General features: G+C 62.9%; 12 protein-coding genes. 1 reads left to right on the top strand and 11 read right to left on the bottom strand.

Annotated features, from left to right (window positions below):
• Positions 1-19 precede the first annotated feature (19 nt).
• From AC3FLX_RS22975 to AC3FLX_RS22960, 4 genes are all read right to left on the bottom strand, one after another.
• Positions 20-1,804, bottom strand: a complete 1,785-nt coding sequence (locus AC3FLX_RS22975; protein WP_488699734.1) for an efflux transporter outer membrane subunit — start codon at positions 1,802-1,804, stop codon at positions 20-22.
• A 23-nt stretch (positions 1,805-1,827) separates the two neighbouring features.
• A complete protein-coding gene (locus AC3FLX_RS22970) occupies positions 1,828-3,804 on the bottom strand; it encodes a glycosyltransferase (RefSeq protein WP_488699631.1) in 1,977 nt (658 codons plus the stop codon).
• A 2-nt stretch (positions 3,805-3,806) separates the two neighbouring features.
• Positions 3,807-5,048, bottom strand: coding sequence for a hypothetical protein (locus AC3FLX_RS22965; RefSeq protein ID WP_488699733.1), 1,242 nt, complete (start codon positions 5,046-5,048; stop codon positions 3,807-3,809).
• Positions 5,049-5,163: 115 nt separating this feature from the next.
• Positions 5,164-6,501 (bottom strand): HlyD family secretion protein, encoded by a 1,338-nt coding sequence (locus AC3FLX_RS22960; protein ID WP_488699630.1) that lies wholly within the window; start codon positions 6,499-6,501, stop codon positions 5,164-5,166.
• A gap of 994 nt (positions 6,502-7,495) precedes the next feature.
• Here AC3FLX_RS22960 and AC3FLX_RS22955 point away from each other — a divergent pair.
• Positions 7,496-8,413: a LysR family transcriptional regulator gene (locus AC3FLX_RS22955; RefSeq protein WP_488699629.1), complete on the top strand. Its 918-nt coding sequence runs from the start codon at positions 7,496-7,498 to the stop codon at positions 8,411-8,413.
• 160 nt (positions 8,414-8,573) lie between these two features.
• Here the strand turns inward: AC3FLX_RS22955 and AC3FLX_RS22950 are convergent, their stop codons facing one another.
• From AC3FLX_RS22950 to AC3FLX_RS22920, 7 genes are all read right to left on the bottom strand, one after another.
• Entirely contained in the window at positions 8,574-9,008 is a 435-nt protein-coding gene (locus AC3FLX_RS22950) for a cupin domain-containing protein (protein WP_488699628.1), read from the bottom strand.
• Between the two features lie 87 nt (positions 9,009-9,095).
• Entirely contained in the window at positions 9,096-10,442 is a 1,347-nt protein-coding gene (locus AC3FLX_RS22945) for a 2-hydroxycarboxylate transporter family protein (RefSeq protein ID WP_488699627.1), read from the bottom strand.
• 118 nt (positions 10,443-10,560) lie between these two features.
• Entirely contained in the window at positions 10,561-11,238 is a 678-nt protein-coding gene (locus AC3FLX_RS22940) for a dihydrofolate reductase family protein (RefSeq protein ID WP_488699626.1), read from the bottom strand.
• Positions 11,239-11,300: 62 nt separating this feature from the next.
• On the bottom strand, positions 11,301-12,206 hold the full coding sequence (locus AC3FLX_RS22935; RefSeq protein ID WP_488699625.1) for an alpha/beta fold hydrolase: 906 nt from the start codon (positions 12,204-12,206) through the stop codon (positions 11,301-11,303).
• A gap of 254 nt (positions 12,207-12,460) precedes the next feature.
• The gene (locus AC3FLX_RS22930; RefSeq protein ID WP_488699624.1) at positions 12,461-13,306 is read right to left on the bottom strand and encodes an arylamine N-acetyltransferase family protein; all 846 of its coding nucleotides are present in this window, start codon (positions 13,304-13,306) and stop codon (positions 12,461-12,463) included.
• A gap of 146 nt (positions 13,307-13,452) precedes the next feature.
• Positions 13,453-13,749, bottom strand: coding sequence for a hypothetical protein (locus tag AC3FLX_RS22925; protein ID WP_488699623.1), 297 nt, complete (start codon positions 13,747-13,749; stop codon positions 13,453-13,455).
• A gap of 374 nt (positions 13,750-14,123) precedes the next feature.
• The gene (locus AC3FLX_RS22920) at positions 14,124-15,029 is read right to left on the bottom strand and encodes a LysR family transcriptional regulator (protein ID WP_488699622.1); all 906 of its coding nucleotides are present in this window, start codon (positions 15,027-15,029) and stop codon (positions 14,124-14,126) included.
• Positions 15,030-15,173: the final 144 nt, after the last annotated feature.

Raw genomic sequence — 15,173 nt, 5'->3', positions numbered from 1 at the left:
CGCGGGCCCTACTCACTTGTTATGACCCGGCTCCCGCTACCGACGCTGCCGGACCTGGCGCCGATGGCGTCGCGGTGACGTCCGGCGCCCCTCGCAGCGCGGCGGGGATTGCCGGTTCGGGGGCACTCCGCTGCGGCTGTGGCTGCGGTGCGGGAGCGGCTTGTGCGACAGGGGCTGGCGCGGCTTGCGCGGCGAGGGTCGGAGCGGCCTGCGCGACAGGGGCGGGCTTCGGCGGTTGCGTTTTAGTCTGGGCGACCGGCGTGGCTGGTGCCGGTGCCGGAGCTGCCGCCGCTTGCGGTGCCGCACCACGCGCTGGCGCAGCCTTGCTCGCCACCGGTGCCTGGTCGGTGACGGTCTGTTGCGACCATCCGCCGCCAAGCGCCTTGTACAACTGCGCCCGGCTGGTCAGCCGCGCAAGCTGGATCGTGACCAGCTTCTTCTGGGCCTCGTACTGCTGGCGCTGCGCGTCGAAGACCGGGAAGTAGTCATCCACGCCGTTCTTGAAGCGCATTTCGGCCAGTCGCCGGGTCTCGGCAACTTCCTTCTGCAGCGACTGTTGCGCGGCGGTTTGCCGATCATAGGTGCCGCGCGCGGCCAGCCCGTCGGACACCTCGCGGAATGCGCCCTGGATGGTGCGCTCGTACTGGGCAACGTTGATTTCCTTGCGCACCTTTGACGCGTCGAGGTTTGCCTGGTTGGCGCCGGCATTGAAGATCGGCAGCGTAACCTGTGGCGCGAACGCCCAGGCGGCGCCGCCGGTGAACAGCCCCGCCAGCGTGGTGCTGGCCAGGCCGATGCCGGCCGTCAGCGAAACACGCGGGAAGAACGCCGCACGCGCCGCGCCGATATTGGCGTTGGCGGCTTTGAGCCGATGCTCGGCCGCCATGATGTCCGGCCGCTGTTCAAGCAGGGCCGACGGCAGCCCCGCCGGCAGCTCGGCAACGAACGAGTTGCCATCGAACGGTTGCGCGGGCGGCAGATCGGCCGGCAATGGGCCACCGATCAGCAGTGACAGCGCGTTTTCATCCTGCGCCACCTGGCGCGTGAACTGCTCGACGTCCACGCGCGCCGTTTCCACCTGCGTCTGCGTGCGATGCTGGTCGATCGCGGCCATGCCGCCGGCCTGCTTGCTCTTGCGCACCATCTCGGAGGCGTCTTCCTGCACCTTGAGCGTGTCCTGCGACAGCTTCAGCAGTTGCTGATCGGCCTGCCACGTCAGGTAGGCGCTGGCGATTTCGCCGATCAGGCTGATCTGCGCGCTGCGTCGCACTTCCTCGATGGCCAGATATTGTTCCAGCGACTCATGCTTGAGGCTGCGGATGCGGCCGAACACATCGAGTTCGAACGAACTGAAGCCAACGCCGGCGCCCCACGCATTGATGACGGCGTCCTGCCCGGGCGCCCGCAGGTCTCCGGTCACGCGCGTGCTGCTGAATCCGACGTTGGCATCGACGGCTGGGAATTGCGCGGCGCGCCGGATGCGGTAGTACGCGCGGGCCTCGTCGATCGACAGCGTTGCCACGCGCAGGTCGCGGTTGTTGGCCAGCCCAAGCTCGATCAGCCGCCGCAGGCGCGGATCGGTGAAGAAGTCTTGCCAGCCGAGGTTGGCCGCCGACGTCTGGGCCTGCGCGGGATTCTGGCCGCCCTGCGTGGTCTGGTACGCAGCGCCGGTTGGCCACGCATTGCCCACGGGCGAATCTGGCCGCTCGTACTTTGGCTCCAGCGTGCACGCGGCCAGCGCCAATGGCACCAGCAGGGCCAAGCTCCATCGCGGGACCGGCGGATTTTTCGGGGAGAGGCGCATTGTTGTCGTCTTCATAGCGTGAATCAACCGGTAAAGGCGCGCCGCAGCAGCTGCACGATGGCCGTGCCGGGCAAGCCGCGATGCGCGATGTTGTGCGGTGGCTCGCTGAACAGCAGCCGGATCAGGCGGTGCCGCACCGCCATATCGGGTAGCAGGGCGATCCCGATCAGTTGTCCCTCGGTGCGGGCCACGCGGCACGGAATCCAGCCCAGCGGCGCGAGCCAGAACGCACCCACGGCGCCAGCCTCCACGCGGGTGCCACTGTGCGATTCGAGCGCGACGCCGTTGCAGGACAGGTCGCGTGTCACGCCGTCCACTTCGCGCGAGATGCCATCGGGGCCATAGAACTGAAGGCGGCCCGCCGCGCGGAACGGAAAGCGTTCTTCCTTGCGTGGGCGCGGCAATTCGAAGCAGACCAGCAGCGAGGCCAGGTACAGGACCATCGAAATCACGGTCCACACGACGTTGAACACGGTGCCCGGTGCGTTGCCATCGGCGGCCACGGCGCGCGCCAGACCCATCGCCGACAGGAAGAACAGGGCGCCATACAGCGCCGCAAACTTGCCGTGCACCGTCAGCCTGGATCGGTCCAGGCCCTTGTTGGTGACCTTGAACGGCCGCCCGAACGGCTTGAACATGGCACTTGCCAGCGTTGCGGTCACCGCCATCGCGGCCACGATCTGCGTGACCTCCGTAAAGATCGGCATGGCGCGCGAGTCCGTAATCCAGATGCTGTACGCCCAGTACAACAGCAGCGCCGGAACGCCATAGGCCAGGAACTGCATCGGATCGCCATAGAGGGTCGGTACGTTGAAGAACCAGTAGAGCAGCGGACCGGCCAGCAGCATCAGCGTGAATGGCCGGCTGAGCCAGTGCAGCAGACCGTGCACGTAGTGCAGGCGCTGACGCAGCGTGTAGCCGCGGCCGCGCATCGGGCCATCGGCGGTCAACGCCACCTGGATCGTGCCCAGCCCCCAGCGGCTGCGCTGGCTGATGTATTCGGGCAGCCCTTCGGCGGACAGGCCCACGCTGAGCCGCTCATTGAGCCAGCGCGTGACGTAGCCGAACGGCATCAGCTTGTAGGTCAGGTGGATGTCTTCCGTCACCGTGCCAGTCGGAAAGCCGCCGATATGGGCCAGCGCCTCGCGCCGCACCACGAACGACGTGCCGATGCAGAACGCGGTGTCCCATGCGTCCTTGGCTGGCTGCATCACATCGAAGAATGCGCGCTGCTCGTCCACCCAGCATTCGGTGGAGCGCAGGTTGTACTGGATGGGGTCGGCGTTGTAGTAGAACTGGGGCGTCTGCACCACGCCGACGCGCGGGTCGTCGAACAGGCCGACGATGCGCAGCAGGATATTGCGGTTCGGTGCGAAGTCGGCATCGAGCACCATGATGTAGGGGGCGCCGCCATCGATCAGCGCGCTGTGCTGCAGGCCGTTGTTCAGGTTGCCAGCCTTGGCATGGGTGTTGTCGGGCCGGGTCACGTAGTTGACGCCGACCTTCTTGCAGAAATCCTTGAGCCAGTCGCGCCGCGTATCGTCGAGCACCCAGACGCGAAAGTTCAGATAGTCGAGCGCCTTGGCCGCGACGATGGTTTTTTCCAGTACGTCCAGCCCTTCGTTATAGGTGGCTATGAAAATGTCCACGCCCGGTGCGTCGCGGTCTCCGCGCAACCGTTGCTCGCCGGCATCGGCCTCGGCGCTGTGGTCGGTCTTGCGCGTCAGCGTGACGATGGAAATCAGCGTGTAGAGAATCGTCAGCGTTTCGAAACCGAGAAAGGCATGCGCCCAGATGCTCGGGAATTCCATGCGCCAATCGGGCAGCGTCTGCGTGACGCGCCAGACGTAGTACACGATCAGCAGAACTGCCGCCGCCAGGCCAAACAGCCAGCGGTCCGCCGCGCGGTGCCGGTTGCCGCGCAGGCAGAGCACGGCAATCAGCAATGCGCCAGCATTGATCTGGACCAGCATGCTGCCATCTAGAAAGTCGGCGAACATCGTTACTCCTTGGGTGTATTGCCACCAGGCTGAAATGGATTCCATCCCGTCGCGGCCAGCACTGCCCAGGCCGTGGCCCCCAGGTGCGGCAGATGGAAATAGAAGAAGTCGTTGGTCTTCGAGTCAGGCCCGATCTGCAGACCGGTGCCGACGCGCGTCTCGGGTGTGGCGAACAGCATCCCCGACGGCGCGCGCTGCGATACCAGCAGCGGCCAGAGTGGTGCGGCCTCGCTATCCCGGCCGCTGGCGCGGAGCACCAGCGCGGCCTGGCCGGTGCCTTCGGTCCAGATGCCATCCGGATTCGCGTTGAATCCATAACCGCCCTTGACGCCGTGCTTGGCGCGCGCCCAGGTGAGAGCGCGTTGCCAGTTGCCGGCCGCATCGGGAATCGCAATCAGCGGCCACAGCGATGCATCGAGCGCAGACGGGCCATCGTTCAACGTCCGGCCGTCGTCGCGCGTGCCAATCGCAAACCGTCCTTCGCCTGGCTGCCACATCGTTTCGACGAACTTGCGCGAGCGCTCGGCGCCGGTGCGCCAGCGCGGATCACTGTCGTAGCGCGACAGCCAGCGGAACACCGCGTACGTATCGACGTTGTGCTCCGTTGACTTCCAGCCCTGGCGCTGCGGCGACGGCTCATGGCCGAAGAATCCGCCAATGAACGCGGCCGGTGCGTCGCTGTTGTACGTGACCTTGTCGACCCAGCCCATCATGGTCCGCGCCGTATCGAGGTAGCGCGGGGTGCGCGTGGCCTCGTACGTCGCCAGCAATAGCAGCGCGGCCCATGCCACGTTGCCGGTGGCCGTGCCAACCTGATACCGGTCTTCGAACCAGCGGTTGGCCTTGGTGTCCCACCAGCCCGGCATCGGCACGGGGCCGTCGGGCACCGCGCCGGCACGATAGGCATTGCGGATCCGGCCATCGTAATAATGGCGGTCGCGCGTCACGCCGGCCACCACGCCATCGGCGATGCGTCGGGCAGCGTCCTTCTGGCCGCACGCGATCAGCGCGATGCCGGCCAGCGCGTTGTCGTAGACGAACGCCGACTCCTTGAGCGGGCCGGGCAGCGGATCGCCACCGGGGGCTGCTTCATAGCTGGCCAACATGACAGGCCCGTTGCCGGGGATGGCCGCCACGCGCTGGGTCAGCGTCTGGCAGCCGGCGTCGCGCATCTGGTCGCGCGAGGCATCGCCCGAAGCGGGGGCCGCGGCCAGCCCCAGGGGCGTGGCCAGCAGCGTTGTCATCAGACCTTCGATCAGCCGCTTGCGCGCGGCCGGGGATCGCTTTCCTGCGGTAGTACGCTGCACGGTAGTCTCCTTCCTGCGGGCGTTGGGTGAATGACCAAGTGATCGGCTCCGATCAGATCAGCCGGCGAAACCACGGGCGGTCCAGACTGACCTTGGCCCAGTGGCCGAGCGCGCAACGGTCCGTCTTGCCTGCGCCGGGCAGGTCAGGCAGCGGCTTGTTCAGCTTCGCGATCAGGTACAGCTCGTTTTTCTCGATGGGAGGGAAGGGCACGAAGTAGCGGGCCTGATCGCCATCGGGTGCGCGCGGCAGGATTTCCGCGACCTTGCCTGGCTGCGGCGTGCCCACGCCATCGACCAGTACCGTGACGGGGGCGCCGGGCAGCAGGTCTTTGCTGAGGCTGCGCGGGAATACCGCCACCACGGCGGGCTGCGCGCAGTTCGTGGCGCGCATCAGCGTGGCACCGGCCGACACGCGCGTGCCCGGCGGCGCCAGCACGTCTTCGACGATGCCGCCCGCATAGGCCTTGATATCGAGATTGGACACGCGGTCCAGGCGTTGCTGCTCGGTGTCGACCAACTTGTCGACTTCGGTGCCGTAATCCTGGAGCTGCTTGATTTCCGCCTGCAACTGCGTGATCTCGGCCTTCAGTTCGTCCGACCGCTGGGACAGCGCGCCAACGGCGCTGTCATTGCTGGAGGCGTAGACCTTGTTCCGGGTGGCGGCACTGCTGCTGCGCGCGCTGTTTAGCTCGGCCTCGACGGCGTCTCGCTGGCCCGCCAGCACGGTGAGCTGGTTGCGCGATGCATCGGTGAAGGCCTGGCTGACGGCGCCGGCCTGCTGCATCGCCTCGTTACGATTCACTACACCTTGTTGCGCGTCGATCTGCTGCTGCGCCACATTCAGGCGTGCTTCGATGCCACGGACCCGTGAATCGTTCTGCTGCTGCGCCGCCGACGTGTAGCGCTTGACGTCGCCACTGGTGGCGGTCAGCCGGGCCTGGTTGACTTCGAGCTTCGACTTCGCGGCTTCGAGCCGTTTTTCGTTATCGAGCTTCTTGCCGGTCAGTTCCAGCAACAGCGCGCGATCCATGTTCGGATTCTGCAGCGTCATCAACGATTCCCCGGCCTTGAACGTGGTGCCCTCCGGCACGAGCTGCTTTGTCACGATGCCTTCGACGGGCGTGGTAATCAGGCTGACAGGGCTGTTGATGACGGCACGCTCCGAAGATCGCACGAAGACGTACGGGAACATCACGGAAAGAATGATCCAGATGACGAAGCCCACCATGCCGTAGCTGGCCAGCCGGGGAATGGCCTGCCATACGGGCCGCAGACTGAGCGAACTGCTGCGGGGCGCCAGCGTGTCGCGTGGCGGGGGCTGCTGTGGCCGTTGCGTGGTTGGCGGTAGCCGCGTTGGCACTTTCGGCTTCTGGTCGGAATTGTTGTCCATGCGAGCTCCCGGATAAAAGGTGGCTAGCCACGATCGCCAACGTCGATCGCGGTGATGTTTTCGCAGACAAGCACTGTCCCTCCGAACGAGCGGCATCCGCTCGTTCGGGTATCGAGTGCTCTCGTCCCCCAACAATTTTTATGCGCCGTTTGTCCCGGGCCGTTGCTACGCCGCCGGAACAGGCGAGTGGACCGTGTAGACCGATCCATTGAACTGCTTGCATGCCGATGAACGGCAATGCTCGCAGACACTACAAGGCGCGACGCGCCACATGGAAGCTCACAGCACAGCATCGCCGCATTGATGCAATGCAACGCTGGAGCGATTCAAAGTTAGTCAGTTTGCGATTTGCTTGCTGTAAGAATGTGTAAGGACTGTATATCGGTCCACTTACATCTCCGCCTCGGCGGCTTGCGTAGCAACGAGTTGTTGCAAGCCGCTGATTCAATCGGCGCGCGAGCTAACGTTCTCTTAACCCGTTGCGCAACGACGGATGTAGATGTTGCACGGATCGCGGTCGACGTGGACAAATTTGCATGGTGTTGCTGCAAAAGGTGCGAGCGCATCGGGGGCAGCAGGATCGTCGCAGTGCAGCGTAGGACCGCTCCCGCTGAGTATGTTTCAGCGTGTGACTGTCGCAATTGCTTGCGACTTCGTGGCTCGGTGTTCTATCAGCGGGCGCAATCGGGTGAGGGTGGCGGGAAGGCAAAACGGCAACTTTTGCCGCGAGGAGCGCGTGGCTGTGAGTTTTGCGGCAGAGGGTTTCCGGGTGGGTGGAGTGTATTGCGATAAGAAAACTTATCGCGATAGTGTTGGTGCGGAGCGCGTCTTATTAGGTGGATCTAAAGCGGAAGGTGCATCCGCTCCGCCGGGCGGCGCTGCCTCAATCGCGGCTGGTGGCGGTGAAGATCTCCCGGTGTGAAGCTCTCGTAGTACACACCTGATGCCGATACTAGTATGAACAAGGCAAGTTGGATTTCACCGGGGGCGAGCGATGACCTTGCAACAACTGCAGGTTTTCCTGAACGTAGTGGCACAAGGCAGCATTCATGGCGCGGCGCGCGCGCTTGGCGTAACGCAGCCGGCAATCACCGCGAGCATTCGTGAACTGGAAAAAACGCTGGGCGTGCCGCTACTGCTTCGATCAGTAAGGGGCGTGAAGCTGACGCCTTACGGGGCGGCGTTTTATCGTCGCGCAAAAGCCATTACGGCTGATATGAAGCGTGCTGAGGACGAACTGTTGGAAATGCGGGGGGAGCAGGCAGGGAGCGTCGTGGTGGGTCTGTCTGAACTGGCGGAGCATTCCATGATGCAGAAGGCATTCCGTGGGTTTCGGAGTGAGGGGCGCAGTGCATTGCTGTCCTTCTACCAGAGTAGCTTTTCCTCCGCGGTGGGCAGGCTGTTCGAGAATGCCCTGGACTTTGCGATTGTCACGGGGCAGAGAAATACGCAGTTCCCGGATTTCGTGGTGGCAAAGCGGCTGTTTTCGATGCCAGTGGTGCTGGTCGCGAGATCTTCGCACCCCAAGATTCACGCGCGGCGTGTCGATGCACTGACCGATGCGGAATGGTTGCTGCCATGTGAGGCGGGTGATGACACGGACCGGGCGTTCACGCAGTACTTCGAGGCCATTGGGCTACAAACTCCCAGAATCTCTCGTTGCCTGACGGTTTCAGCGGCGACTCTCTTGCTGCAGGAGGTAGATCTGATTGCTCCTGTTCAGTACCCGACGTTCAAACTGAAGATGGAGAGTCACGGTCTTGAGATGATTCCGATCGAGTTGGAAGCGGTCATCATGTCGGCCTATCTGCTGACACGCCGTGACCATCGTTTGTCGGATGACGCCGAGGCACTCCTCGCAATATTCGAAGAGATTGCCGGGGAAGTGCCGTTCGTTGAGCGCGACGATTAAGCCTGGCTGGCACTTCATCGTGGCCCTTGCGCGTTGACTTGGTAATCGCGTCGGGTCTCTTTAAATTCGATGCACGGGACGCCATTCAACGCCAGGTCAAGGGGCGACCTTGCGACGCGGGCGCATCGTCCACAACCGATTGCTGGGCGGCCAGTGGAATTCAAGCACCAAGAACAAGCCCGTAGCTGGACATGATTGCCGACAACTTCTCGCGATTTGGCGGCCCGCCTGCATTCACCACTTCCTGTACATCGAGAAAGTACTGCGCACCCAGGTCAGGCGTCAGTATGACAAGTGCTTTGGCGGTGGTCTGGTGCGGGTTGCTGAATGCATGGATTGAACCCTTGGGGGTATGCATCCATTCGCCGGGCGCCAGATCCCTGGCAACGCCGTCAACGGAATAGCGGATGAGCCCTTCCAAGGCGTAAATGCATTCTTCATTGTGGGTGTGACTATGCGGTGGAGGCACATTTGCTCCCGGCGCAATCGTCAACTCGAAAACGCCCAGGGTCTTCGTGGCGGCTCCGTCTATCAGATAGCGCACTGTCAGGCCACCAATTGCGATTGGCTTGAGAGTGGATGCGTCGGCAGTCATCGCGAATACTCCAAACAGGAAAGCCGCCAGCGGAGGCGACGGGAAACGCGGGTTGGGGTGGGGCAGTAACTTCCGAGGTGCGTGCGACTACTGCATGTGGGCCAGCACGAGCAACACGACCGTGACGGTGACGGCGCCGCCAATGCGTGTGGCGATCTGCGCAAACGGCATCAACGGCATGCGGTTCGCGGCGGTCAGGATGGCCACGTCGCCGGTGCCACCCTGGCCGCTGTGGCAAGCGGTCACGATGGCCGTGTCGATCGGATACATTTTCAGCCAGACGCCCACCAGCGCACCAGTGGCCATCAGCGTTGCCACGGTCGCCACGATGGTGATGATCGTAGGCAGGTTGAAGGCGGCGATCAGCTTGTCCCACGGTGTCAGCGATACGCCGATGGCGAACAGCAGCGGATACGTGACAGCCGTCGAGAAAAACTTGTAGACCACGAAGGCGCCTCCCTGCAGGGGCGGCGACACCGCCTGCGTCAGCTTGAGCAGCACGGCGATGAACAGCATGGCCACTGGCGCGGGCAGGCCGAACAGGCGGTGACACATGATGCCGACCACATAGAGCGTCAGCGCCGTGACGCCGGCCGCGGCGATGTGGTCTACGTCGACGTGTCCCGTGATTTCCTTCTGGTTGACGTCCAGTTCGTCATGCTCGCCGGGCTGCAGACGGCCTTCGCCGGTGTAGGCCGGATAGCGCTTGCCGACGAAATTCAGCGTACCGGACAGGATGATCGCCGTCAGGCTGCCCAGCATCACCGGCGGCAGCACCGTGGCGAACAGCATGCCCTGGTCCTGGTGCAGGATCTCGCTGTAGCCGATGGACAGCGGAATCGCGCCCTCGCCAACGCCGCCCGCCATGATCGGCACGACGATATAGAAGAACGTGTGCGATGCGCCGAGCCCAAGCGCGGTGCCGACCAGCGTGCCGACAGCACCGCCAGCGACAGACCCCGCGGCCAGCGGCACGAAGATTTTCAGGAATCCCTTGATGAGAACGTGGCGATCCATGCCCAGGATGCTGCCGACGATGATGCAGGCGATAAACAGGTAAAGGAAATTCGTGGCCTTGGTGAAATCCATCGTCACCTTGACCACATGATCCGGCAGCAACTTGTAGTAGACCAGCGCGGACGGCACGAATGTGGCGAAGATTGCCGCCGCGCCAATGGCGCGAACCAGCGGGATACGCTTGCCGATTTCCGCCAGTGTGAAGCCGCAGAACGCGAACATCACGATGACCAGCGAAATCTCGTTCGAGAGGTTGTGAATCGACACCAGCACCACCAGCAGCGCACCCGCCAGGATGTAAACCGGCAGCGGAAAAATGCCGATGCGCATTTCCATCAGCCGCCACCACCCGTGCGGCCAGAAGCGTTCGTCAGGTGCTGCCTGCTTGGCTTGCGTGACTACCGGTTCGGCTTCCATAGCTGACGTCCTCCGGGGGCGATGAGGGGCCGCCGCGGCGTCGTCCAGCCGGTTCAGTGGCTGTTGGGGTGGCGAGCGTCCAGCGCGCTGTTCATCTTGGTAGTCAATGCGGGCAAAGTCAAACAGCGAGCGTGGGCGAGGGCGCTTGTCCTTGCCGCCGCAGCACGACATGCGTGGCCTTTTCGGAGGCCACGGAAGTCACGCATGCGTATCCCAGCGCCGGCAGGTCGAGCCCGTGGAACAGTGCCTCGCCACAGCCAAGCAGCACCGGCGAGATCGCAACGTGCAATTCATCGATCAAGCCCGCCGATAGAAACTGCCGGATGGTGCCGGCTCCGCCGCCGATGCGAACGTCCTTGCCACCAGCAGCGGCGCGCGCCAGATCCAGCGCTTGGCGAATGCCGCCGGTGACGAAATGGAACGTCGTGCCGCCTTCCATTTTCAAAGCGGGACGCGCGTGATGCGTCAGGACGAAGGCCGGCACGTGGTACGGCGGGTTGTCGCCCCACCAGCCTTTCCAGTGTTCGTCCGGCCATGCGCCACGAATCGGCCCGAACATGTTCCTGCCCAGAATCCAGGCGCCCACGTTATCAAAGCCACGCGCCGCGAAATCGTCGTCGATCCCGGTCGTCCCGCCGTCTTTGCCGAACAAGGTCTTTTGGAACGTGCGTGTTGGCACCAGCCACTGATGCAAGTTGGTGCCACCAATGCCGAGCGGATTGTCGATGTCCTGATCCGGGCCCGCGCCATATCCGTCCAGCGAGATCGTGAAGCATTCAACGCGAACGCGTGTCATGGTTTGTCTCCGTTTGCATACGTCCAACCGCTGGCCAGCGCAAAGCAGGGCGGAAAACGGCCCTATTGCGCGAGGAAATCGACAATCGCGCTCACGGTGACCTGCGGCTTTTCTTCCATCAACCAATGACCGGCACCGGGAACCACCAGTTCCTGGACGTTGACCGCCGCGTTTCGCATGACAATCGCCTCATTCTGGCCAAACGATTTCTCGCCGCCAATTGCCAGCACGGGCATCGTCAGCTTGGTGGCCAGCGATTTCTGGTTGTCTTCGGCGTCCTGGCGAATGGCAAGGAATTGCGCGAAAGCGGAATGCATGGCGCCTGGCCGCGCATAAATGCGAGCGTAGTGAGCGCGCGTGGCCTCGTCGATTTTCGACGGATCGCCCGCGAACTCATTCCAGAATCGATCCAGATAGATCCGCTCCCGGCCTTTGACCAGCCGCTCGGCATCGGGTCCGCCAAAATCGAAATGCCAGAGCGCGGGCATGCGAACAATCTGCTCCCAGGGCGGCACGCCAGGCACCGGGGCGTCCATGACCACGAGCTTCCGGGTCTTGTCCGGATAACGCGTTGCATAGGCAAATGCGACCATCGTTCCGATATCGTGGCCCACCACGTCAGCCTGGTCGATATGCAATTGCGTCAGCACCGACCGGATATCGCCGGCCTGCGTACGTTTGTCGTAGCCGCCAGGCGGATGGGACGACAAGCCCATGCCACGCAGATCGGGCACGACCACCGTATGGTTCCGCGACAACTCGGCCGCCAGTGGCGCCCACATATCGCCGGTATCGCCAAATCCGTGCAGCAGGACCACGGCCGGCCCGCTGCCGCCAACTCGCACATGCAGTGTGGCACCTTCGGTCTTTATGTCCTGATTCCGAAAACCGGACGGGTACGGCTTTACCTGGGCCTGCAATGACTGGCAAACAGCAAACAAGGCAAGGGCGGCGAACAGTTGGCGCATGTGCTTTTTCTCATTCTTGTTGGGAGGATTACCGGTGAGGGCGCGTGAGGCCAGACGCAGGTACATCAAGCGTGGCGACATCGAAGTGTAGTGCACGCCGCGTAGGCCGCAAGTACACATCAGATGGGCCGGGATCTGTCTGCGCAAGTTAATCTTATTTCACACAGCAGTCGCTTTATGTGCTAAATGCACCGCATGAAAGTGCGGGCCTCTTATGCGGGCCTCTTATCCAGTAATGAGCGAGTGCCGCCTGTTCAGTCAGCCTTGTCGCGGCTAGTCGCCTGGATCTTGTCCCAAACCTGTCCGGGCTGAGGAATGTCGATGTCGAAGACGGTTTCAAGCATGTCCGCGAAATGGTCCGCGCTGGTGATACGGCGTTCGCTAATGTTGTTGGGCATCACCCTGCGCAAGCGATCGTTCTGCAGCGCGACATAGCCGTCCGCGGTATGACGCAGGACTGCCAGCGCGTTTGTAAACGGAGACCCGGGGTCGCGCATCAACCAGGCATGCATGGCGGTCATGGCAGCTTCGTCGCTGTGGTCGGCCCGGAAGTCGAAGCTGCGGGCGATGCCATGCGCATGATTGTTGAAGCGCAGCCAGCCGTCCGCAGTCGGCATGATCGAAAAATCGAAGCCGCGCTGGTGGATCGGGCCAATATCCAGCGGCACGGGTTCGACGATCGCGTCGGCCACGCCGACCTCGGCGAGATAGGGGCTGTCGAGATCGACGCGCAGGGTCAGGTGATTGCCGATGGCAACGTCGCCCAGAATCTCACGATTAACGCCGCCGCACAGCCGCGTTACCCGGAATCCGATGGCATCGAGCGCTGCGCCAAAGAGACCGTTCATCTCGTAGCACCAACCACCGCGCTTGCCATCCACCATTTTGGCGAAGGCAGACACCGGGGTGATTGACGACGGCCATCCCATGAAGGCGTCCAACGCCTCGAAGGTGAATGTCATGAGGTGAGCGCGATGAAGTCTGGAAAGCCCGTAAAGATCGAGAGAGACCGGCCGGTCGATCTTGATCCTTGCCAGATAGGCGTCCAACTGGCTGGCTGACAAGGTCATTCCGTTTTCGTTTGAAGGCACGAGTGTCATCCTTCAGACTCCTTTCGCTGGACCGTTGTTGAATGTCTCGATTCCGGTTCGCCGGCCTTCTGCGTGATCTCGGCCAAAGCAGCCTGTTGCCAGCTTCATTAGCCGGCCTATAACGCTGCGCTTAATCGGTTCGGCACGTATTGCCGCTACTTGACGTGCAGGATTACGAGTCCTTCCGAGATCGTCGGGGCACCTGCGCCATTGCCTGCAGCGTTCTGTGCGATCCAATCCTTTGCCTTTTGGCTGCTCTCTTCGATCCCGGTCTTGTCATGGCAAACAGTAACCGAGAAGCCAAATTCACCATCCTCGCTTCGGGCCAGTGTGTAGCTGACAAAGCCTTGGACCGACCGCATCAACGATTCAATCTCAGGAGTGCGCCTCTCCAGTAAATCGAAGAGTTCCTTGGCACCGGCTCCTGAATAAGCCCTTATTACTGTGTGCATGATGTGTCACTCATTTTGATGCCCCGGAGTCGACGCCAATACGGTGCTGGATGGAACGCTTAGTCGGGAGTCAATGCTGCAGAAAGAATGTTCCCCGCCCGATTCATATTCGCAACCATATGTCGTAAGGCCACCTTACACAGGGGTGGAATTGTGTTCGTCCCCCATCAGGAACAGCTTTGGCGGCGAATGGAAAAAATGCCAGTGATCTGTGGCGAATTTCCGTTTTTCGCCCAGTGGGCGAGGGAAATGAGGGCTATAAGTGACTTACTGATTTCTACGATTCACGACGTTCCGGATGGCAGGGCGCATTGCGCGCGGCGGATATTCGCAGCTATCCGTGCCAACCAGCCCCGTCGCTGACCCCTGACGCCTTATTCGGCGGCCAGCGGCCCGCCGCGCGCCGCCACGAGCATGTCGTAGAGCAGCCGCGCCGCAGGCGGCAGCGGCCGGCCGCGTCGCGCGATCAACCCGAGTGTGCGCGTGATGCGCGGCGACTCCAGCGGAATCGCGGCCAGGCCGCGCTCGCCGTCGGGCGGCAGCGCCATACGAGGTACCACGCCGATACCTAGCCCTGCCTGCACCAGGCTCACCAGTGCCGGCACATGATGTACCTCGCAGTACCAGCGCGGCCGCGTGGCAACGCGCGCCAGCGCCTGGTCGATCAGGAAGCGGTTGCCGCTGCCCTGTGCAAGCGTGATGTAGTCGTGCTGGCCGAGGTCTTCCCAAGTCACGTGCTTGCGCGCCGCGAGCGGATGGCCAATCTGGCATGCCACGACGAACGGTTCCTCGATGAGCGGCAGGAATTCGATATCGGCCTCCTGGGTGCCGATGTAGGTCAGGCCGAAGTCGGCATCCCCGCGTGTCACGGCCAGCAGCACATCGGCCGACGATTCGTCCATCACGCGCAGCCGGATGCCCGGATAGCGCGCGTGATAGGCGTCGACCACCGCGGGCAGGAAATAGCCAACCGCCGATGGCACGCACGCGAGCGTGACCTCGCCCGAAAGCCGCTCGGCCACGTCGCGGATGCCGAGCATCGCGCCTTCTAGTTCATTCAGCACGTTGCGCGCCTTGTGCACGAAGGCCCGGCCCACGGTGGTCAGTTCGACCTTGCGCGTGGTGCGCGTGAACAGTTCAACGCCCAGCGCCTCTTCAAGCTTGTCCACGCGCCGCGACAGCGCGGACTGGGACAGGAACAGCGCTTCGGACGCCGCGCGAAAGCTGCCAAGGTCGGCCACGGCCAGAAACGCCCGCAGATCGGCAAGATCGAAATTCATGTGTCAGACGCAAGAATTCATCGGATATTTGCACTTTACAGCGAAACGGGCGGCGCAGATCATTGCGCATCGAAAAAACGCGCGTCACGGAGACAGGGCAATCGTGCCCAAGGTTGACCGCGCCTTGTCCCGAAAGAGGATCGA

This window comes from Cupriavidus sp. 291-E7 (assembly GCF_057798835.1).
This window is presented reverse-complemented; position numbering and strand designations above follow the sequence as displayed.

Bases quoted from the DNA above. Each gene is read 5' to 3' on its own strand.
- AC3FLX_RS22950 (WP_488699628.1), bottom strand. From the start codon at position 9,008: ATGACTGCCGACGCATCCACTCTCAAGCCAATCGCAATTGGTGGCCTG.
- AC3FLX_RS22925 (WP_488699623.1), bottom strand. From the start codon at position 13,749: ATGCACACAGTAATAAGGGCTTATTCAGGAGCCGGTGCCAAGGAACTC.
- AC3FLX_RS22935 (WP_488699625.1), bottom strand. From the start codon at position 12,206: ATGCGCCAACTGTTCGCCGCCCTTGCCTTGTTTGCTGTTTGCCAGTCA.
- AC3FLX_RS22970 (WP_488699631.1), bottom strand. From the start codon at position 3,804: ATGTTCGCCGACTTTCTAGATGGCAGCATGCTGGTCCAGATCAATGCT.
- AC3FLX_RS22960 (WP_488699630.1), bottom strand. From the start codon at position 6,501: ATGGACAACAATTCCGACCAGAAGCCGAAAGTGCCAACGCGGCTACCG.
- AC3FLX_RS22920 (WP_488699622.1), bottom strand. From the start codon at position 15,029: ATGAATTTCGATCTTGCCGATCTGCGGGCGTTTCTGGCCGTGGCCGAC.
- AC3FLX_RS22955 (WP_488699629.1), top strand. From the start codon at position 7,496: ATGACCTTGCAACAACTGCAGGTTTTCCTGAACGTAGTGGCACAAGGC.
- AC3FLX_RS22945 (WP_488699627.1), bottom strand. From the start codon at position 10,442: ATGGAAGCCGAACCGGTAGTCACGCAAGCCAAGCAGGCAGCACCTGAC.
- AC3FLX_RS22940 (WP_488699626.1), bottom strand. From the start codon at position 11,238: ATGACACGCGTTCGCGTTGAATGCTTCACGATCTCGCTGGACGGATAT.
- AC3FLX_RS22975 (WP_488699734.1), bottom strand. From the start codon at position 1,804: ATGCGCCTCTCCCCGAAAAATCCGCCGGTCCCGCGATGGAGCTTGGCC.
- AC3FLX_RS22965 (WP_488699733.1), bottom strand. From the start codon at position 5,048: ATGACAACGCTGCTGGCCACGCCCCTGGGGCTGGCCGCGGCCCCCGCT.
- AC3FLX_RS22930 (WP_488699624.1), bottom strand. From the start codon at position 13,306: ATGACACTCGTGCCTTCAAACGAAAACGGAATGACCTTGTCAGCCAGC.